The sequence below is a fragment of the Mucilaginibacter sp. 21P genome (genome assembly GCF_019331605.1).
In the GTDB taxonomy this organism is placed as follows: domain Bacteria; phylum Bacteroidota; class Bacteroidia; order Sphingobacteriales; family Sphingobacteriaceae; genus Mucilaginibacter; species Mucilaginibacter achroorhodeus.
Map to the genome: position 1 here is coordinate 1,023,129 of NZ_CP063061.1, position 21,519 is coordinate 1,044,647.

At 42.8% G+C, this 21,519-nt stretch carries 18 protein-coding genes; 10 read left to right on the plus strand and 8 right to left on the minus strand.

Annotated features, from left to right (window positions below; all coding sequences use genetic code 11):
• The first annotated feature begins 188 nt into the window (after positions 1-188).
• From INP83_RS04480 to INP83_RS04500, 5 genes are all read left to right on the plus strand, one after another.
• On the plus strand, positions 189-1,328 hold the full coding sequence (locus INP83_RS04480; RefSeq protein WP_219126457.1) for an acyl-CoA dehydrogenase: 1,140 nt from the start codon (positions 189-191) through the stop codon (positions 1,326-1,328).
• Positions 1,329-1,385: 57 nt separating this feature from the next.
• The gene (locus INP83_RS04485) at positions 1,386-2,618 is read left to right on the plus strand and encodes a peroxiredoxin (protein WP_219126458.1); all 1,233 of its coding nucleotides are present in this window, start codon (positions 1,386-1,388) and stop codon (positions 2,616-2,618) included.
• Between the two features lie 144 nt (positions 2,619-2,762).
• A complete protein-coding gene (locus tag INP83_RS04490; protein WP_219126459.1) occupies positions 2,763-3,737 on the plus strand; it encodes a lysylphosphatidylglycerol synthase domain-containing protein in 975 nt (324 codons plus the stop codon).
• Entirely contained in the window at positions 3,721-4,851 is a 1,131-nt protein-coding gene (locus INP83_RS04495; RefSeq protein ID WP_219126460.1) for a glycosyltransferase, read from the plus strand. The genes INP83_RS04490 and INP83_RS04495 overlap by 17 nt, the downstream gene beginning before the upstream one ends.
• Positions 4,852-4,943: 92 nt before the next feature.
• Positions 4,944-6,182 carry a PP2C family protein-serine/threonine phosphatase gene (locus INP83_RS04500; protein WP_219126461.1) on the plus strand — a complete coding sequence of 413 codons (1,239 nt, stop codon included), beginning with the start codon at positions 4,944-4,946 and terminating at the stop codon, positions 6,180-6,182.
• A 3-nt stretch (positions 6,183-6,185) separates the two neighbouring features.
• Here INP83_RS04500 and radA read toward each other — a convergent pair whose 3' ends face one another.
• A complete protein-coding gene (gene radA / locus INP83_RS04505) occupies positions 6,186-7,625 on the minus strand; it encodes a DNA repair protein RadA (protein WP_146269325.1) in 1,440 nt (479 codons plus the stop codon).
• A 136-nt stretch (positions 7,626-7,761) separates the two neighbouring features.
• On the opposite strand from radA, the gene INP83_RS21325 reads away from it, so the two are divergent.
• The gene (locus INP83_RS21325) at positions 7,762-7,971 is read left to right on the plus strand and encodes a GIY-YIG nuclease family protein (RefSeq protein WP_222431538.1); all 210 of its coding nucleotides are present in this window, start codon (positions 7,762-7,764) and stop codon (positions 7,969-7,971) included.
• 312 nt (positions 7,972-8,283) lie between these two features.
• On the opposite strand, the gene INP83_RS04515 is transcribed toward INP83_RS21325, so the two are convergent.
• The 3 genes from INP83_RS04515 to INP83_RS04525 form a co-directional block, all read right to left on the minus strand.
• A complete protein-coding gene (locus INP83_RS04515) occupies positions 8,284-9,834 on the minus strand; it encodes an Rne/Rng family ribonuclease (RefSeq protein ID WP_146269324.1) in 1,551 nt (516 codons plus the stop codon).
• Positions 9,835-10,071: 237 nt separating this feature from the next.
• Positions 10,072-10,917 carry a tetratricopeptide repeat protein gene (locus tag INP83_RS04520; protein WP_146269323.1) on the minus strand — a complete coding sequence of 282 codons (846 nt, stop codon included), beginning with the start codon at positions 10,915-10,917 and terminating at the stop codon, positions 10,072-10,074.
• 6 nt (positions 10,918-10,923) lie between these two features.
• Entirely contained in the window at positions 10,924-11,226 is a 303-nt protein-coding gene (locus INP83_RS04525) for an HU family DNA-binding protein (protein WP_146269322.1), read from the minus strand.
• A gap of 175 nt (positions 11,227-11,401) precedes the next feature.
• On the opposite strand from INP83_RS04525, the gene mutY reads away from it, so the two are divergent.
• Positions 11,402-12,445, plus strand: coding sequence for an A/G-specific adenine glycosylase (gene mutY / locus INP83_RS04530; protein ID WP_146269321.1), 1,044 nt, complete (start codon positions 11,402-11,404; stop codon positions 12,443-12,445).
• Positions 12,446-12,468: 23 nt separating this feature from the next.
• Positions 12,469-12,888 carry a single-stranded DNA-binding protein gene (locus INP83_RS04535; RefSeq protein ID WP_146269320.1) on the plus strand — a complete coding sequence of 140 codons (420 nt, stop codon included), beginning with the start codon at positions 12,469-12,471 and terminating at the stop codon, positions 12,886-12,888.
• Between the two features lie 211 nt (positions 12,889-13,099).
• Here the strand turns inward: INP83_RS04535 and INP83_RS04540 are convergent, their stop codons facing one another.
• From INP83_RS04540 to INP83_RS04555, 4 genes are all read right to left on the minus strand, one after another.
• Positions 13,100-14,638 (minus strand): YifB family Mg chelatase-like AAA ATPase, encoded by a 1,539-nt coding sequence (locus INP83_RS04540; RefSeq protein ID WP_219126463.1) that lies wholly within the window; start codon positions 14,636-14,638, stop codon positions 13,100-13,102.
• 171 nt (positions 14,639-14,809) lie between these two features.
• The gene (locus INP83_RS04545) at positions 14,810-16,942 is read right to left on the minus strand and encodes a carboxy terminal-processing peptidase (RefSeq protein WP_219126464.1); all 2,133 of its coding nucleotides are present in this window, start codon (positions 16,940-16,942) and stop codon (positions 14,810-14,812) included.
• A gap of 188 nt (positions 16,943-17,130) precedes the next feature.
• Complete coding sequence (locus INP83_RS04550; RefSeq protein ID WP_219126465.1) at positions 17,131-17,757, minus strand: hypothetical protein; 627 nt, start codon at positions 17,755-17,757, stop codon at positions 17,131-17,133.
• 222 nt (positions 17,758-17,979) lie between these two features.
• Positions 17,980-18,618 (minus strand): DNA-3-methyladenine glycosylase, encoded by a 639-nt coding sequence (locus INP83_RS04555; protein ID WP_219126466.1) that lies wholly within the window; start codon positions 18,616-18,618, stop codon positions 17,980-17,982.
• A 95-nt stretch (positions 18,619-18,713) separates the two neighbouring features.
• Here INP83_RS04555 and INP83_RS04560 point away from each other — a divergent pair, with 95 nt between their 5' ends.
• Both INP83_RS04560 and INP83_RS04565 read left to right on the plus strand, forming a co-directional pair.
• Complete coding sequence (locus INP83_RS04560) at positions 18,714-19,994, plus strand: replication-associated recombination protein A (protein WP_219126467.1); 1,281 nt, start codon at positions 18,714-18,716, stop codon at positions 19,992-19,994.
• A gap of 49 nt (positions 19,995-20,043) precedes the next feature.
• Positions 20,044-21,519 carry a DUF5687 family protein gene (locus tag INP83_RS04565; protein ID WP_219126468.1) on the plus strand — a complete coding sequence of 492 codons (1,476 nt, stop codon included), beginning with the start codon at positions 20,044-20,046 and terminating at the stop codon, positions 21,517-21,519.

Consider the following 21,519-nt stretch of genomic DNA (forward strand, 5'->3'; position numbering starts at 1 on the left):
CTGTGAAAAATTCTTTGAGTTGAAGGGCTTTATTTTGAATTCTCAGGCGCCCAAGTTGAGATGAATATGTTCTTTTATTTTGGGTTTAATCAATAGTTTAAATTAATTAGGGGAAAAGGGAGCTTCAAAAGAGCTCTCTTTTTTTGTGCTTACCTTTTTGCTATGCATGCATAACACTATATTTACATATGCATTTTGAACTAACCGAAGAACAGAAAATGATACGCCAGGCGGCGCGTGATTTTGCACAAACCGAATTGAAACCCGGCGTTATAGAACGCGACGAGCACCAGAAATTTCCTGCCGAACAAATTAAAAAGCTTGGTGAGTTAGGGTTTATGGGTATGATGGTATCGCCGCAATACGGCGGCAGCGGTATGGATGCAATATCTTATTCGCTTGTGATGGAGGAACTTTCTAAGGTTGATGCATCGGCCTCTGTTGTGGTATCTGTAAACAACTCTCTTGTATGTTATGGCCTGGAGAAATATGGCAGTGAAGCACAAAAACAGAAATACCTGGTGCCGCTTGCAACGGGCGAAGTAATAGGTGCTTTTTGCTTAAGTGAACCCGAGGCTGGTTCTGATGCTACATCGCAGCGTACCACCGCTATTGATATGGAGGACCATTATTTACTTAACGGCACCAAAAACTGGATCACTAACGGTAATTCGGCCTCTACCTATATTGTTATGGCACAAACCGATGCCAGCAAAAAACATCGCGGTATAAATGCGCTGATAGTAGAGAAAGGTATGAAAGGGTTTACCATCGGCCCCAAAGAAAATAAAATGGGCATCCGTGGGTCTGATACACACTCATTGATGTTCAGTGATGTGAAGATCCCCAAAGAGAACCGTATAGGCGAAGAGGGCTTCGGTTTTAAGTTCGCGATGGCTATCCTTGAAGGTGGCCGTATCGGTATCGCTTCACAAGCCCTGGGTATTGCTGCAGGTGCTTACGAGTTATCTGTACAGTATGCAAAAGAGCGGCAATCTTTCGGTAAGCCACTTGCCGATCACCAGGCCATTCAGTTTAAACTTGCAGACATGGCCACTGAGATTGATGCAGCCCGTTTGCTTTGCCACCGTGCAGCATGGCTAAAAGACAATGGCCAGCCCTACGCACAAGCCGCGGCAATGGCCAAATTATTTGCATCAGAAACCGCGATGCGCACTACTGTTGAGGCAGTGCAGATACATGGCGGATACGGATATGTTAAGGAATACCACGTTGAAAGATTGATGCGCGATGCCAAGATCACACAGATATATGAGGGTACATCAGAAATTCAGCGTATTGTAATATCACGTGAAGTGTTAAAATAGTTTCACTGAATTTGCTACTTTTGAAAAGTATACAAATTTAGTAGACTTTTTTCGACCATGATCAAAAAGATATTCACCAGCGCAGTATTTGTAGCTGCGTTGTTTCAAATAAGCGTTGCGCAAACCAAAATACAAACCGGCGTTTGGCGCGGGGTCCTTAAAACCGCCTCTGCAAACGAGATCCCTTTTAACTTTGATGTTACTACCTCCGGCAATAGCCAACAGCTGTACATCATCAATAGTACAGAGCGCTTTAAGGTGACCGATGTGAAAACCAAAGGCGATTCGGTACTGATCAAAATGCCTTTGTTTGACTCAGAGTTTAAGCTTGTCCGCAAAGGAAAGCAACTGGTTGGCCAATACATTAAACATTTGGGTGAAAAAGATGTACCCATGGAATTTGTAGCTACGCCCGGCCTAAAGTGGCGTTTCTTTGAAAATCCCGCTAAAGCTGATAAAAATGTGAGCGGCCGCTGGTCGGCAATTATTGGAGAAGGCGATGGCCGCGACACCACAGTTGGTGAGTTTACACAAACCGGGCAAAAGGTTACCGGTACATTTTTAACCACCACAGGCGACTATCGTTTTCTCGAGGGTACCGTAAATGGCGATAGTCTTTACCTATCCTGCTTTGATGGCGGGCATGCTTTTCTATTTAAAGCTAACATTACAGATAATAATACCATCACCGGCGGGCAGTTCTATTCAGGCCTAACAGGCAAAACTGCCTGGACAGCAATACGTGATGAGAATGCTAAGTTGCCCGATGCATACTCTTTAACTGCACTTAAGCGGGGTTATAAAAAGATAGATTTTACGTTTAAAGATCTTAGCGGAAAGCCGGTATCATTAAGTGATGCCCGTTTTAAAAACAAGGTGGTGATACTGCAGATAATGGGGTCATGGTGCCCTAACTGTATGGATGAGACCGCTTATATGGTAAACTACTATAAAAAGTATCATAATCGTGGGGTAGAGGTTGTTGGTTTGGCTTACGAGCGCATCAAAGATTTTGCAAAATCTCAAAAAGCCGTTACCCAGATCAAAAACCGCTTTAACGTGCAGTATCCATTATTAATAACAGGTTATACCAGCAACAAAGAAGAAACTGCCAAAAGCCTGCCTGCACTTACCAAAGTAGTTGGCTTCCCTACTACGATCATTATTGATAAAAAAGGTGACGTACGTAAGATCCATACCGGCTTTAACGGCCCGGGCACAGGTAAGCACTACACCGAGTTTATAGCTGAGTTTGAAAAACTAACTGATGATCTGATTGCTGAGAAATAGGCAAGATTTTGTTAAAACAATTTTCAAACAAAGCTGTATTAGGTATCAACTTGTTGCTTTGTTGTGCTTTTAATGTAGGATTAATTACAATTAATCTTTCGCCGCTGCACAGCGCTTTTTGTAACATTGCGCAAATACTGATACTTGACAGCCTCTGCCAAAAAGATACTCTCGTACCTGCTTAAAGCATCTATACTTGTTTTAACGGTTCTGTTCGTCTATAATAAACTGCTCACTAAGAACGATAGTTTGCAACAGTTTAAGGTGTTAACATCTGCTATCGGCAGAAACCAGGTGATATATACCATGGCAGTTGTAGTATTGCTGATGGTGGTTAACTGGTTGCTTGAGAGTTTTAAATGGCAATATCTCGCTAGGAAATTAACGTCTATTACTTTATGGCAAGCTGTAGAGGCAGTTTTCTGCGGCCTTTCATGGGCTATATTTACCCCTAACCGTATTGGTGAATATGGTGGCCGCGTAATGTTCCTGCCAAACCGTAAGCGTATACATGGTGTATTTGCTATGGCCGTTGGGGCATTTGCTCAAAATGTGATAACCAATCTGGTGGGTATTTTGGCCTCACTCTGGTTTGTATGGCATTTCCTTGACTGGAACATTTGGTTGTTTGTTGGCGTTGCGGCTATCTCTATCACTTTCCTAGCGGTATTCCTGATGTTATACTTTAAGATCAGCACACTGATAAGCTGGTTGGATAAGATCAGCTTCCTCAAAAAATTCCGCCGTTTTTTTGACATCATGGGGCGGTATAATAAAGATGAACTGCTTAAAGTATTTGGCTATAGCCTTGCCCGTTTCTTTGTGTTCTCTTTCCAATATTATTTGGTTATTCATTTGCTGTTACCTACCCTGCCTTTCTTCGAAATGATGATGACGGTAATGGTTTTCATATTTATCCAGTCGGCCATGCCATCACTTGATCTGCTGGATATAGGCGTGCGCAGCTTTACGGCCATGCATTTATTTTTGTATATAACCAACCAGCAAATTGCTATTATTGCAGCGGTATCTTCCATCTGGCTTATCAACCTGATCATACCTGCCATTATCGGTTCTGTATTCGTATTTAAATTGAGATTCTTTGATCGTACTGCATAGTTCTGTTTCCTTATTGCTGACAGCCTTGTACCTGTTAGTAGTTGCTTACCTCATAAAAGGATGGGCAGCTTTAAAGCGCACCAAGCTTGATGGTGCACCACTGCAAACACCCATAACTGTACTCATTGCGGCCCGTAACGAGGCTGAGCGCATCCATTTCACCATTGAGGATATACTTGACCAGGATTATCCCAAACATCTAACAGAGATCATCATTGTTGATGACCACTCTACCGATGATACGGCCAATATTATTCGCAGTTATGCAGACCGTGGCGTAAAGCTGCTGCAGCTTAATGAAGATAAACCGCTCAATTCTTATAAAAAGAAAGCCATTGCCGAAGCGATAAGCCAGTCAACCGGAGACCTGATGATATGTACCGATGCCGACTGCCGGATGGGTACTAAATGGTTATCGACCGTAGTGGCCTATTATGAAACTGAAAAGCCTGTAATGATCTCGTCGCCGGTAACCTATTTTGAAGAAACATCATTATTTGAGCGACTGCAGACATTGGAATTTAGTTACCTGATAGGCATCGGGGCTTCATTTATCGGAAATGGAAGGGCGTCTACCTGTAACGGGGCCAACTTTGCTTACCGCAAAGATGTGTTTTATGAAGTAGGCGGCTTTAAAGGGATAGATGACCTTGCCTCCGGCGATGATGAACTTTTACTGCAAAAAGTGGCAGAAGTATATCCGCATCAGATAGGCTTCCTCAAAAATCATGAGGCGGTTGTTTACACACACGCCAAACATACGCTCAACGAATTTTTGCAGCAAAGGCGCAGGTGGGCATCAAAATCAACTAGGTATAAAGATAAAAAGGTAGTTGCACTGGCTGTTTGTATCTGGCTGTTTAACCTATCGTTGTTGGTCAATTTTGCACTTGGTTTCTACAATGTCAATTTTATGATATTGTTCCTGGTGCAATTCATGCTCAAATATTTGATAGAGGTTGCATTTCTGCTTCCTATTACCGGCTTCTTTAAGCGGCCGCAACTGGTTTCGTTATTGATCATTCTTGGGCCTATCCACATTTTATATTTCGTATACGTGGGCCTGATGGGCAATACACGCAGATACGCCTGGAAGGGCAGGGTGGTAAGGTAGCGGTGTGATGGTTTAGCATCAATATTTAAAAAATGGGCTTTCGGCCTTTCTAAAATATATTATTTACCTATTTTAGACAGGGTATTAACAAAATGCAAAACAACCAGGCAAGCTCGGGCGAAGACGAACTCATCAGGCTGTTGCTTAAAAGGCAATCGGAGTTAAACTCTTTATTGGAGGTTACCCGTGCTATAAATAAAAATACCCCTACCGCAACACTTTTCCAGATGCTTGAGGTGATCCTGAAAAACTATCTCCAGATAGGCAAATTCAGGTTCATGATCGAGAAAAGCGGTAGTTTTAGCTGTATCGCCAAATATGGCGGCGCTATCGAATCGCCTATTGTACTCAATAATACCTGGAAACAACTCAGCAAACTAAAGGCACCATCATCTTTACGCGACCATACGGATAAGGTGCTTAATACTTACAATTACTTCATCCCCATCTATCATAAGAATAAGGCACTTGCTTTTGCGCTCATCGGCGATTTTAATATTGCCGACGATATGCTCAGCAATGATCTTAATTTCGTTCAAACGCTTATTAACGTAATTGTGGTGGCGTTGGAGAACAAAAGGCTTTTTCGCGAACGTATTGCAGCCGAGCGCTTTCAGCGCGAAATGGAGCTTGCGGTGGAGGTGCAGAACATGCTGGTGCCTTTACGCGAGCATAAAGAAAAGTGTGTTGAAGTGGATGCCAAATACCTGCCTCACCAGGATATCGGCGGTGACTATTACGATTTTTTCCGTCTTAACGAGAATGAGTTTATGTGGTGCGTTGCCGATGTATCAGGCAAGGGAATTTCCGCGGCATTGTTGATGGCCAATTTCCAGGCCAGTCTGCACGGGTTGGTTGCTATTGAAGACGACCTTACAACGGTGGTAGAACGCCTTAATAAGATTGTAATACGTAATACCAAAGGCGAGCGCTTTATCACGTTATTCCTGGCCAAGTATAACGAACGTACGCGCAAACTTTGTTACGTTAACGCCGGGCATAATCCTACCATTTTATATGCCGACGGCGGCGCAGTGCAGTTAAAGCTGGGTACCACCATGATAGGTGCATTTGATGAACTGCCTTTTTTAAATGAAGGCGAAATAGATGTTGATCCGGGCAGCCTTTTATTTAATTACACGGATGGGTTGATGGACCTTGAATCGACCAGTAATAAGAGTTGGGATGAGGACAAGATGATGGAATACGTAATTGATAATGGCCATCTTGATCCTGATGCTTTTAACGAGGGCTTAATGCATCACATTAACAATGTGGTAAAGGGAAAACTTATAGACGACATTACCTTGCTTACCCTTCGCATTACGTGATATTTAGCCAAACAACAGCCCAAATACTTCCTCTATCCGGCCAACCGGTTTTACATCGATAGTGTAACGCGAGAGGTCGAGTTTACCTTTGTCTTTTGCTGCAGATGGCATATTATATTTGGATATAAAGATCTGTTCAAAACCAAGCTTTTGAGCTTCTGCAATACGTTGCTCTACGCGGTTAACCGCACGAATCTCGCCCGATAATCCTATCTCACCTGCAAAGCAAACCTTAGCCGAGATCGGGATATCCTCATGTGAAGAAATGATGGCCGCCGCCAATCCCAGATCGATGGCCGGGTCTTCTACACGGATGCCGCCGGTTATATTCAGGAATACATCCTTAGCACCCAAACGGAAACCGCAGCGTTTCTCCAATACGGCAAGCAGCATGCTCATACGTTTGGTATCAAAGCCGGTTGCCGTACGTTGTGGTGTGCCGTACGGCGATGCACTCACTAAAGCCTGGGTTTCTATCAGCATCGGCCTCATGCCTTCTAATGTGGCCGATATGGTAATACCGCTTAAACCATCCTCGCGCTGCGATAGTAAAATTTCTGATGGGTTGGATACCTCACGCAAACCCTCGCCTTGCATCTCATAAATACCCAATTCAGATGATGAACCAAAACGGTTTTTAATAGTGCGCAGAATGCGGTACACATGGTGGCGGTCACCCTCAAACTGCAGAACTGTGTCTACCATGTGTTCCAATATTTTGGGGCCGGCTATCATACCGTCCTTAGTAATGTGGCCTATCAGGAAAACAGGGGTTGATGTCTCTTTGGCAAAGCGCAGCAGCTCTGCCGTACACTCCCTTACCTGCGAAACGCTGCCGGGAGTAGATTCAACATGTGCAGAGTGCAAAGTTTGTATCGAATCTATCACCAATACATCGGGCTGTAATTCTTCTATCTGTTTAAATATATTTTGGGTAGAAGTTTCTGTCAATATAAAACAGCCTTTTTCGTCTTCAGACTTCAGACTTTTGACTTTTGACTTTTCACTTTCGCGCAAGCGCTCCGCCCTCATTTTTATCTGGTGATCGCTCTCCTCTCCTGATACATACAGTACCTTCACATTCGGCATATTCAAGGCAAGTTGCAGCATCAGGGTTGATTTACCAATGCCCGGCTCACCACCTATCAGCACTAACGAGCCCGCAACAATGCCACCGCCTAAAACACGGTTAAACTCCTTATCAGGTGTAAGCAAGCGATGCTCTTCCCTAAAGGTGATATCTGCTACCTCAACCGGCTTATTGGCGCGCTGCATAGATGTAGAAGCACTATTGGTTTTCCAGGTAGGGACACTTGCGTTACCTTTCTCCAGTATTTCTTCAACAAAAGTATTCCATTGCTGGCAGCTTGGGCACTTGCCCAGCCATTTAGGCGACTCGTAGCCACAGCTCTGGCAGAAATAAGCGATCTTGGTTTTAGCCATGTGTTTGGATGTACAGATATTTTGCCAATAAAATTAGCAAAATAATTTAATATTCACCCCTTGCGTAATGCCGAATTTATTTCGGCATCCGACATGTAGAGCCGTATATTAAGGGAACCAAAAGTTATCACAAACCATGCTCATCAAACCTCCCTATGTCTACATAATGACCAATTCTTATCGAATAACCTTTTATATTGGTGTGATATCAGATCTACGTGCCCGGATTTGGCAATACCTTAACAATGAATGTTCCATTTTTGTTAAGAAACATAGAGTGTTTGATTTGGTGCGTTATGAATCTTTCGAACGCATCACTGATGCAATAGACCGCGAAAGCAATTAAATAATTGACATAAGGATTGGAAAATTAATCCCATAAAGTCGGAAAATCCGAAGATGAAAGATTTGAAACATGAGTTAGATTAGCGCGTTTTACTCAGCGCGTGGGATGCCGAAATAAATTCGGCATGACGTTGGACGCGAGACTATCGTTGCCTCAAACCATATTTTACAATCTCAGCGCGTGGGATGTGAAAAAATTCGGCACATGAGGGGCGAGAACAGTTATTACAAACAAAAAGAGCAGCCATTTCTAAAACGGCTGCTCTTTCCTTCATCTGCATACCCCAATAGTTATTGGGGTAGCACATCAATACTATAGCTTTATTTCTTCGTCCTTACTTGAGAAAAACCTGAATTCGGTTATCTGGTAAGCCGGATTGCTTTTTACCTTTATCCATTGGCCATATTTGAAATACCATTTCATCTGGCGGTTGAATATGCCTTTTTTGATGTAAGCCTCAATGTATGGGTGTACACAAAGCGTAATATTTTTCTCGTTTTGCTCTTCAAGTATGTAATTGAAGTTGTTTTCAATATCATCTAAAAGCAAAATGGTTGGCCGTATGGTGCCCGTACCGTTACAAGTAGGGCAAACCTCGCTGGTAACGATATTCATTTCGGGGCGCACGCGCTGGCGTGTTATCTGCACTAAACCAAATTTGCTCGGTGGCAAAATGGTGTGCTTAGCCCTGTCGTGGCTCATTTCGGCCTTTAAATAATCAAAAAGCTCTTTACGGTTGGTAGGCTTGTGCATGTCAATAAAATCAACAACCACAATACCGCCCATATCGCGCAGGCGCAGCTGGCGTGCAATTTCACGTGCAGCCTCTTTATTCACTTGGAAAGCATTCTCCTCCTGGTTCTCTTTATTGGCAGTACGGTTACCACTATTTACGTCAATAACGTGCAGTGCTTCGGTATGCTCAATAACCAGGTAAGCGCCACCGGCAAGGTTAACAGTTTTGCCAAAGGCAGATTTGATCTGTTTCTCGATACCATGGTGCTCAAATATCACATCCTTGTGCTTGTGCAGGCGTACAATGTTCTCCATCTCCGGGGAGATCTCGTGGATATATGATTTCACCTCTTCATACATACTCTGCTCGTTCACATGAATATGCTGAAAGTCGGGGTTTAAAATATCCCTTAGGATGGTAGATGTACGGCCTATTTCGCCCAAAATCTTCTTAGAAGGTTCTGTGCTGTGCAGCTTGGTTGCAAAGGTTTCCCATTTAGAGATCAGGTCTAACAGGTCCTTTTGCAGTTCCTGCACACCCTTGCCCTCTGATACGGTGCGAATAATAACACCGAAATTTTTGGGCTTAATGCTTTCAACCACCTTACGCAGGCGGTTGCGCTCCGTGTTGCTTTTGATTTTTTTGGAGATAGATATTACCTCAGAAAAAGGCACCAGTACAACATAACGGCCCGCTATTGACAGGTCGGAACTAAGCCTCGGGCCTTTTGTTGAAATAGGCTCTTTGGCTATTTGTACCGGTACAAGCATTCCTTTAGATAACACTTCAGAGATCTTGCCGGCCTTATTAATATCGGCCTCAAGCTTAAAGTTATCCAAAAGCTTCGATTGATACCCACCGCTACGTACTTGCTTGGTAAGCTTTATCAGGCTTTGTACCTGAGGCCCCAGATCAAGATAATGCAAAAAGGCGTCCTTCTCGTAACCAACGTCCACAAAAGCAGCATTAAGGCTCGGCATAATTTTTTTTATGCGGCCCATGTAAATATCGCCAACAGTATAATTGTTAGTGATCTGCTCTTTATGGAGTTCTACAAGTTGTTTATCCTGTAATAATGCAATAGTAGCCCCGTTGGGGGATGAATCGATAATTAATTCTTTTATCAATTGCTACTCCATTTCTTAAGCGGCGCAATCATAAAAGTTGCACCGCAAGTTAGTAAGTGGATAAAACACACAGAAAAATCCCGCACAAGGGCGGGATATAAGCGATCTGTTAAGAGAAAGCTTATTTCTTTTTATGTCTGTTTTTTCTTAAACGCTTTTTACGTTTGTGAGTAGCCATTTTATGTCTTTTACGTTTTTTACCGCTTGGCATAGTAATAATGTTTTTATGTGATCAATTTATTTTTTTAATTCCTTTATGTACTCGTCAATACGCTGGCCGGCCACCGGGTCGCCCATTAACTGTTTACATTTTTCGTAAGCGGCAATAGCCTCTTCTTTACGGCCCAGTTGCTTATAGCTTTCTGCCAGGTAAAAGTAGGGCTCAACCTCTTCTTTTTGCGCTATCAGGGTTTTAAACCTTTCAACCGCTTTTTCATACTGCCCGCTCTTCATCGAGAACATACCTAAATTAAGTAAGGCCTCGTGGTTGGTTGGGTCTTTCTTTACCACATCAAGCAATAGTGCAATACCCTGCATTGGCATACCGCCGCCGTTTACATATGCAGTACCTAAACCTGTTTTAACCTCAAGGTTATCGGGCTGCAACTGGTTGGCGTGGTTAAACGCTTCAGTAGCATTAACTATATAAGTGCCCTGCGCTGTTGTATCTTGTGTAAGCTTGTAAGCCGTGTTGAAACGGTTACCTGCTGCTATCCAATCTGCCGGAGCGTTGGTTTTGCGGGCCAGATCTAAATAATAGAAACCCGCCGGAGCAGCCTGGTTAGCCGCATCCCATGCTTTGGCCAATTGCTTTTGCAATGCAGCCTTTTCTGCATCACCAGCAGTTTTTAACTTATTTTCAAGAACGCTTATTTGCTGCAGCTGAGCGGGTGCTAAACCCTGCCTCGCCATAGCTGATACAGCTTCGGCACTAAGTGTTGCCTTAGGCTTTGCTGCCGACATTTTGGCACTTGCCTGTGTGTTGTTTTCTTTAGGTTTTAAAAAACCTTTAACGGGTAACGCGTACAAATAGCCCATAACAGCAATAACTGCCACAGTAACTACTATTTGTTTCGTTCTCATACCTTATTATTTGCTTGCTTTGGCAGATTTGTTACCGGTTTTTACTTTCTCTACGAAAGTTTTAGCTGGCTTAAAGCTTGGCACAAAATGCTCCGGGATAATAATAGCAGTATTTTTAGAAATGTTACGAGCAGTTTTTTTAGCTCTTTTTTTAACTACAAAGCTGCCGAAACCTCTTACATAAACGTTTTCGCCACCAACCATTGAGGTTTTAACTACCTTGAAAAACGCCTCAACAGTTTCCTGCACGTCCACTTTTTCGATACCTGTTTTAGATGAGATTTCAGCTATAATTTCTGCCTTGGTCATATCCTGTTTTCTTTTATTTAATTGTATAAATACTTAACTGTTTTGGGGTTGCAAAAGTATCGCTTTAAAATTAAAACTTAAAATAAATGCCGGATTTTTTTTGAGGGCATGCTTAAAGCGCAATTTAAGCTAACAAATTATGATACAGCGGTGATATACTGTTACTTTGCATAAAATGGATTTTAGTGCCCAACTGATTGCCTGGTACCAGCAGCACAAACGCGACTTGCCATGGCGAAATACTACCGATGCTTATATAATATGGCTGTCTGAAATAATACTGCAGCAAACGCGGGTTGAACAGGGAATGCCCTACTTTTACCGCTTTGCAGAACGCTACCCAACGGTTACAGATTTTGCTGCCGCATCTGAAGATGAGGTGCTTCGGCTGTGGCAAGGCTTAGGTTATTATTCACGTGGCCGCAATATGCTTAAAACTGCACAATTGGTGCAAGAAGAGTATGATGGCAAATTCCCAACCACCTACAATGAACTGATAAAACTGAAAGGCGTGGGCGAATATACCGCTGCAGCCATATCATCATTTTCTGCCAACGAGGCAAGGGCTGTTGTTGATGGAAACGTTTACCGTGTGTTATCAAGGTATTTTGGGGTAGATGAGCCTATCAATTCTCCTAAAGGTAAAAAGCTATTTCAGCAAATTGCCGATGATGTTTTAGATAAACAACGGCCTGCTTTACATAATCAGGCAATGATGGAATTTGGGGCAATGCTATGCAAGCCTAAGAACCCTGCATGCGGGATATGCCCGGTTAAACTACACTGCGAGGCCTTTAAGCATAACGCAATTAATAGTTTGCCTGTAAAGTTAAAGACTATTAAAATCAAGAAAAGATTTTTTAACTATTTGTTAATATTTGATGATAAAACGGTACTGATGAACAAGCGTGGCGACGGCGATATTTGGGCAAATATGTATGATTTGCCGCTTGTTGAAACCAATGCTTTGTTAGAACCGATGGATGTTCTTCAACTACCGGAAATGACTAAATTTGGGAAAACTAATATTTTAAAGGACAATTCAGGTGTAATCAAGCATGTTTTAACTCATCAGCAATTATTCATCAGGTTTTTGATACTGGACAAATTTCCTGAAAAATTACAGGATGGTTGGTTTTACGCCAATATTGATGATCTTGAGAAGCTCGCTATGCCTAAATGTGTTTTTATATTTATAAAAAATATTTTTAATTTCTAAATAATTCTCCGTTAATTTATGGCATGTCTGGAATTAATAAAGTTATACTCGTTGGTCACCTGGGCAAGGACCCTGAAATTAGGCATTTAGAGGGTGGGGTGGCAGTTGCGAGTTTTCCGTTAGCTACATCTGAAACCTTTAATAAAGATGGCCGAAAAGTAGAGCAAACTGAATGGCATAATATTGTGATGTGGCGGGGATTGGCCGATGTAGCTGCCAAATACCTGCAAAAAGGAAAGTTGGTTTACATTGAAGGTAAATTACGTACCCGTTCTTTTGAAGACAAAGAAGGCATCAAAAAATACACTACAGAAGTTGTTGCTGAGAACTTTACGATGCTTGGCCGCAAAACCGATTTTGAGACCGAAGGTGCACCACGCAACGGTGCCCGCACAGCAGAAACCGACGGCTACCGTAACGACGCCGATGACTTACCGTTTTAATACACCTGATAATTATAAATTTATTGTTGTTTAAAAACCCGGGCTGTAATAAGTTCGGGTTTTTTGTTGAATAAGATTATGCCTGCGATATGGTGTTAGTTAAATTTATTTAACAAGGGCTGACAAAAATCTGTCAGCGTTCACGGGTGTTCACGGGTGTTCACGGGTGTTCACGCTTGTTCACGCTTGTTCATGGCATGAACGTGAACACTTAACCCGCCCAGCCTTCCCTGTCTAAGCTCCTAAAATGTATCGCTTCGGCAAGGTGTTCCAGTAGTATTTCCTCGCTGCCGGCAAGATCAGCGATTGTACGGGCGACCTTCAGTATGCGATCATAAGCGCGTGCGGACAAGCCAAGTTTCTCCATAGCCCGTTTCAGCAGGGTTTGGCCTGCAGCGTTTATCTTACATATCTCGCGCACCATTTGCGGGCTCATCTGTGCGTTGGCATGCAGATCTGGCTTATTGCCGAAGCGCTGCGATTGCAGATCTCGCGCTTTTACCACACGTTCGCGGATCAGTTCGCTTTTCTCGGCTAACCGCTCTGCCGATAGTTCATCAAAATTAACAGGCGTAACCTCAACATGCAGATCGATGCGATCCAGCAGCGGGCCGGAGATCTTACTCAGGTATTTTTGTACCGTTCCCGGCGGGCAGATGCATTCTTTCTCCGGGTGGTTATAATAGCCGCAAGGGCAGGGATTCATGCTGGCAACCAGCATGAAACTACTTGGGTAATCAACCGTAAACTTTGCCCGGGAAATAGTAACACGGCGTTCTTCCAAGGGCTGGCGCATTACTTCAAGGGCCGTACGCTTAAACTCGGGTAACTCATCTAAAAACAATACACCGTTATGCGCCAGAGAGATCTCCCCCGGTTGCGGGTTACTGCCTCCACCTACGAGCGCCACATCGCTTATCGTATGGTGCGGCGACCGGAATGGCCTTGTGGTAACCAACGCATCTGCTGTAGAAAGCTTACCTGCAACAGAATGGATCTTGGTTGTTTCTAAAGATTCATGCAGACTTAAAGGTGGTAATATGGAAGGCAGCCTGCGGGCAAGCATGGTTTTCCCTGCTCCCGGCGGGCCAATCAATATTACATTGTGGCCACCTGCGGCTGCTATCTCGAGAGCACGTTTAATATTTTCCTGGCCGCGTACATCGCTGAAGTCGCTGTCATAGTTGGCAAGGCTATCGTAGAACTCTTCGCGAGTGTTTACAACCTCGGGCTTTAAAGCGTTATCACCGTTAAAGAAATCGGCAACCTGCTTGATATTTTCAACGCCGTAAACCTCGAGATCGTTTACAATGGCTGCTTCGCGGGCATTTTGCTTGGGGAGGATAAAACCTTTAAAGCCTTCTTTGCGTGCCTGTATGGCAATAGGTAAAGCACCCTTAATTGGCTGTAGGCCGCCATCTAAGGAAAGTTCGCCCATGATAAGGTACTTGTCTAATTCCTCCGCTTCTATCTGGCCTGAGGCAGCTAAAACACCGGTTGCAATAGTAAGGTCGTATGAGGATCCTTCTTTTTTGATATCAGCAGGGGCCATATTTACCACCACCTGCTGGCGTGGCATCCGGTATCCGCAGTTCTTCAATGCCGACTCGATCCTAAAATAGCTTTCTTTAACAGCAACATCCGGCAAACCAACAATAAAATACTTGGTACCCGCGGCAATATTTACTTCAACGGTGATGGTGATAGCCTGTATCCCATAAACTGCGCTTCCAAAGGTCTTAACTAACACGTGACAGGTTATTTATAAGGCGGAAGATAGCGTTTTTTTGAAACATTGCGCTTCCTTGTTAATCTTGAAGGATAATTTTATTATTACCGATTTAAGGTTTGCAACCGTGACCGTGTATATAAAAAAAGGGAACTGCACGCAGTTCCCTTTTTTTATTAGTATATGATAATTTTACGGGTTAACTACCGCTGTTTTATTTCCAAGTGTAATGTAGTCTGTCAATATTTGACCGGCTTCTTTTTGTAGGAAGTCAAGATCTTCGTTCTTAGGTTTTGCTTCGCCTTTTTTAAGCGGACGTAACCCGAGTGCTAACCGGCGGAGATTATTACGCTCAAATACTTTTTGCTCGTCTGCATCTCTTTGCTTTTTGAGGTCAACTTCGTTAAGTGTTATTGATTTTTCAGCGTCTTGTTTTTTAGCATCCTGGATATCTTCAAGCAGGTACTTGTAGCTTTGGCTTGTTGCCATTCTTTCATCATGCATTTTGCGCAGTTCAGGTATCACGGTTGAGAAATTACCAACAGTGGTGTAGCTTGTTTTAGCGATCATATCAAACGGAAGTGCAGATGGTTCGGTATCTTCTCCGTATTTATCAAGCGGTATGATAGACGGGAACTGAACATCAGGTATTACACCTTTGTGCTGTGTTGAGCTGCCGCTGATACGATAGAATTTAGCTATAGTTAAGTTAAGCTGGCCAAATTTGTTTTGGCTGCCGGTGGCAACCGTTTTCTGTTTGCCTGTAAGTGACATCAGCTTATCCTTAAGTGTAGGCGCTATGATCTTATCAAGATCAATAGCGTTTTGCACGGTACCTTTACCGTAGGTTTGTGTACCAATGATCAGTCCGCGACCGTAATCTTGTATAGCACCGGAGAAAATTTCTGATGCTGATGCACTAAACCTGTCCACAACTATTGCTAACGGGCCGGTATAATTAACTGTTTCGTCCTCATCCTTATCAACCTCTACCTGGTTGCGTGCATCACGCACCTGTACTACAGGCCCGGTTTTGATAAACAAGCCAGTTAATTCAATAGCTTCCATTAAAGAACCACCACCATTTTGACGAAGATCAATCACAACGCCATCAACATTCTCTTTCTTCAGGCTGTCTAAGATCAGTTTTACGTCGCGAGTGGTGCTTTTGTAGTTAGGGTTTCCTGCTTTGTAATCAGCAAAGTCAAGATAGAAAGCCGGGATAGATATCACACCTATCTTCACCTTTTTACCATTGCTATCATAAGTGCGGATGTCTTTCTTAGCAGAAATATCCTTAAGGATTATCTTTTCACGAACCAACTCAATAACCCTTGGCTTTGCAGTTGGGGAAGCGCTTTTAGCTAATAATTGCAGCCTTACAACAGTGCCTTTAGGGCCGCGGATCAATGCAATGGCGTTATCTATTCTCCAGCCAACAATGTCCTGCCATTCGCCGGTTTTACCTTGCGCAACAGCAATAATACGATCATCAGCATTTACCAGCTTACTCCTATCGGCCGGGCCACCAGGTGTTACACTTTTAATGGTTACATATTCATTTTCACTTAAAAGCGAAGCGCCTATACCTTCCAGCGAACGCGACATATCTATATTAAAATTAGCCGCATTTGATGGATTAAAGTAATTGGTATGTGGGTCAATCGCCTCGGTAAAAGCATCCATAAACGCTTGGAACACGTCCTGGTTGGATAACTTGTTAGATTGCGAAAGAATATTAGTGTAGCGTTTCTTGAGTGTTACTTTATTTGCCGCCAGGTCTTTGCCGGTAAGCTTTAAATTAAGCAGATCGTACTTAACACGTTTTGCCCAAAGTTCGTGCAGCTCATCATCAGATTTTGCCCATGGCAAGCTGTCCCTGTCATAAGTGTAAGTCTCGTTCTTAGTAAAATCAAAGTTTTTGTTTAACTCAGCAACTGAGAAGTTTACATATTCGTTGTAACGTTTCTGAAATATATTAAAGATATAAAATACACTATTGAGGTTACCTGCTTTAATATCATCATCCAGAATATTACGGAACTGGTCAATATTTTTTATATCGCCCTGTGTAAGATAGTTGTGATTTTCATCGAGCTTCTTAAGGTAGCTGTTAAAAATAATGTTCGAGATAGAATCGTTAAGCGGAACCTTTTTGTAATTATAGTCTGTAATAAGCTTCGCAACGTAGGTTAAAACTACACTTTGCTGCTCATCAGGTTTAAGGTCATTTCGGCCTAAAGGTTTGTAAGCTGGTTTTGATGGAGATGCATTGCAGGCCAGCGCAGCCGCTAAAACCAGCATTAAATATAATTTCTTGAACATATCTTTTACACTATTAAGATCGGGAACCTGGTTAAACATCAATACTTGTGCCTGTTTTAAATGCTACTATAAAAAAAGAGACAGCTTAATAGCCGTCCCGAATATATTGAATAAACAATATTACAATAATGTTTGCTTTGATTTTTTATAGGACCTGCATTTTACGCAATCGTTACAATGCCAGTATGTTATTTGGATTTGGCTGTGGTCTCAGCAGCATCTGCGTATCTAAGTTCTGATTTTGGAAGCCACGTTTTATTGGTCTGCAAAAATTTTAACTTTTCTTCAACCAGTTTCAGGTCTTGGGTGCGGCCGGCATTGCGCGCCATTTCACGGGCTTCGGTGAGGTCTTGTTGCGCTTGCGTAAGGTCGCCAAGGTCTGCCTTTACAAGGGCCAGGCAAATAAGGTTACTTATAGTGTGCGGGTAATCATTTTGCTGGCGAGATATTAAATTGCTTTGTAAATAGTACCACTTGGCTTCAGAAAGGCGGTTAGCTTTAACATATAGTTGTGCCAATTCGCTAAAGCGGTAACTGGCTTCACCGTATTGACGAAAGCGCATATTATGTTGAGCAGCGCGCATAATTACCCTTTCACCTGCCTCTAATTGTAACTGACTTATTACTGTAGGTATCGGTGCGAGTTTTTTGTTTGTAACAACCGGATAGGTAGCCATCAGCCGCTTCATAGCGTTGTATTTAGTTGAAGCGATCTGAGAATATCTTACATGTTTTTTAAAATCAAGCTTATACCACTGCGCAGTTGCAGTAAGGTTGAAAGCAAAAAGGATAACCAATAGTAAAGAATATCTCATGTAATTTTTGAGGGGGAGATGGTAAATAATTAACCGTTTAACAAACTTAAAAATTAGTTTTCTGATTTACAATAGCTTAAAAACATCGCAGAACCCGGGTCAACACTTAATCTTTTTAACGCAAAGTAAACTTTTGTGCCTTTATACCGGCTTTTTAACTAAAAAGTTTCAATCAACCTTAAACGAATAAGTGCCTTACTTATTACGCCTGTAAAAAAGTGATCAGGTTTTACTTTTTGGCTTCCGTGTTTGCAGGTAAAAATGCCATAGCAACATGCTGGCAACTGTACGGTATGGTTTCCAGGTATCGGCAATAATTAGCAGATCTTCTTTAGGTGTATCTTTCTGCAGATTTTTTAATTGTTTGATCGCGTTAACAATTGCCAGGTCGCCAATTGGTAAAACATCTGTATGATGCAAGGCAAACATCAGGTAAACATCAACCGTCCAGTTGCCAATGCCTTTTAAAGCAGTTAGCCTGCTTCGTATGTCGTCATCTTCCATTTGCTCAAAATCTGAAAGATTTATCTGCCCGCCCAGTATAGCTTCTGCAAGATACCTGATGTAAGCCATTTTTTGCCTGCTGCAATAACACTCCCGCATTTCTGCATCAGTTAACAACAATACACGGCCTTGCGTAATTTCACCAACGCGCTCACGCAGTTTGTTCAGTGCAGAAAGTGCTGAAGCTAATGAAACCTGCTGCTCCAATATAATATGCACCAGGGTTTCAAAAGTATTAGGCCTGCTCCAGAACGGCGGGTAGCCGTGTTGTTTTATCACCATTGCAAAGTCAGTGTCCATAATTGCTAACTCGTCGCAAAGTTGATAGTAGTTGACCTGTGTAAACTGTTGAGGCATGTGGTTGTTAGGACAATAGAAAATGACGCGATAAAGAATTTTAAAATTACTAACTTTTTTAGGATTTAGCGGTTCTATTTCTGACTTTTACCATTATGAATAATCTGCCGCCTTTAGCCGAACGTATGAGGCCTGCATCTCTCGATGATTATGTAGGCCAAAAACACCTTGTAGGTAAAGGTGCTGTTTTGCGCAAAGCTATAGAGAGCGGGGCTCTGCCTTCAATGATATTCTGGGGGCCGCCGGGTGTGGGGAAAACCACCTTGGCTTATATCATTTCACAATCGCTATATCGTCCATTCTTCTCACTAAGTGCCATTAACTCCGGCGTTAAGGATGTGCGCGAGGTGATAGAGAAAGCATCTGTACTTAAAGAACAGGGCGAGGTACTGCCGGTGCTGTTTATCGATGAGATCCACCGCTTTTCCAAATCGCAACAAGATTCGCTGCTGGGCGCTGTGGAACGGGGTATAGTTACGCTGATAGGCGCCACTACCGAAAACCCGTCTTTTGAAGTGATATCGGCTTTACTTTCGCGGTGCCAGGTTTACATACTTAAAGCCTTGGAAGAGCAAGACCTGCTTGACCTGCTTGCCAAAGCCATGAAAGAAGATGTGGTGCTGAGCGAACGCAACATCACCATTAAAGAACATGAAGCTTTGTTACGCCTCAGCGGTGGCGATGCCCGCAAGCTGCTGAATATTTTTGAACTGCTGGTAAACGCCATCGACAGTAAAAAAATTGTGCTTACCAATGATGTGGTGCTTGAGCATGTGCAGCAAAACATGGCCTTGTATGATAAAGCAGGCGAACAGCATTATGATATTATATCAGCTTTTATCAAATCTATGCGGGGCAGCGATCCAAACGGCGCCGTGTATTGGCTGGCGCGGATGATTGCAGGTGGCGAGGATCCGCTGTTTATTGCCCGCCGTATGCTGATACTGGCATCAGAAGACATTGGTAACGCTAACCCTAATGCTTTGCTATTGGCTCAAAGCTGCTTTAATGCTGTTCAGGTGATCGGGATGCCGGAGTCGCAGCTGATACTTTCGCAAACCTGTATCTATCTGGCAACTTCGGCTAAAAGTAATTCTGCCACTACTGCCATTGGTTCGGCTATGTCTTTGGTGCGTGAGACCGGCGACCTATCCGTGCCTTTGCATCTGCGAAATGCACCAACCAAGCTGATGAAAAATATTGGTTATGGTAAAAATTACAAGTACGCCCACAGCTATGAGGGCAACTTTGCCGATCTTGATTTTCTTCCTGAGCAAATACGCGGAACTAAAATTTATGAGCCGGGTAACAATCCACGAGAGGCCGAGTCAAAAGAACGTTTAAAGAAATTATGGGGCAGCAGATACAATTATTAGTATCTTAAGCACCGCAATCCTTTTTGCGTCACCTTACACACACTCTTTAATGATACTCACGTTTTTTAACCATGAGCTAAAATCTTTTTGGCGATCAAGAAATACAGGTAAAAGCATTGCCGTAAAGATCTTCCTCGGTTTGATGATCCTTTACCTTTTGGCTTGTGTAATTGGCCTGGGCGTTGTGCTCGATAAGCTTTTAGAGGAACTTTTTCCGCATGACGACCTGGTTGTTGCCTTTTGCGGCATCTTGCTGGTTTATTTTCTTTACGACCTGGTGATGCGCCTGCAGCTGCAGGAACTACCTACTCTTAAAGTTCAACCCTACCTGCACCTACCTATTAAGCGCAACAAAATAGTAGGTTACCTGGCACTCACGGCTATTTTCTCCGTGTTCAATTTGTGGCCTATTATTTTATTTACTCCGTTCATCGTAAAGATAATAGAGCCTGAAAATGGTGCGATGGTGGCATGGGCGGTTTGGTTATCCATTATCGCATTTTCTATTTTTAATAACTACCTCGCGCTTTACATCAAACGCCGCTCTAACCTCAATGGCTGGATCTTTTTAGTGGTTGGTGCATTGCTTTCTCTGGTTGTTTGCGGCGATTATATATGGCATTTATATTCAATTCAGCATGTATCAAATTTGTTCTTTGGTAACCTGATCAAGATGCCTGTATTAGTGGTTGTTCCGGTGTTGCTGGCAGTGGTGATGTTCTTTGTAAACTTTTATTATTTAAAGGCTAATCTTTATCTGGAAGAGCTAAGCTCTAAAAAAGCCGAAGACCGCAAAAGCAGTACAGAGATTCCTTTCTTTGGCAGATTTGGCCATATAGGAGACCTGGTGGCTAATGAGATCAAGTTAATACTCAGGAATAAGCGCCCTCGCAGCGCGCTTATCATGGGCTTGTTCTTTATGTTTTACGGTTTGATCTTTTACACGCAAAAAGCCTATGGCGAAAGCATGAAGGTTTTTGTTGGCATGTTCATGACCGGTATCTTCATCATCAGCTACGGGCAGTTTATGTTTAGCTGGCAGGCTGCACATTTCGATGGGATTTTGGTTAGCAAAGTAAAGTTTAAGGATTTCCTTCGGGCTAAATACATCCTTTTCACCGCTGTATCAACAGTTGCGTTTATCCTAACGCTGCCTTACGCCTACTTTGGCTGGCGCGTAGTGATGATCCATTTTGTAATGTATTTATGGAACATCGGTATCAATACAACAGTAGTACTTTGGTTTGCCAATTTTAACCAAAAGCGTATCGATCTGAGCAAAGGGGCGTCATTCAACTGGGAGGGTGTTGGTGCAAGTCAATTGTTACTGTCTTTCCCTTTAATAATTTTTCCTTACGTTATTTACCTGCCGTTTTACCTGCTGCACCGTGTCGATATCGGCTTTGCGGTTATGGCGATAATAGCTATTGTATTTATTGCGACACGCGAGTACTGGATAAAACAACTGAGTAAAGATTTTGAAAACAAACGATATAAAATAGCCGAAGGCTTCAGAAATAAATAG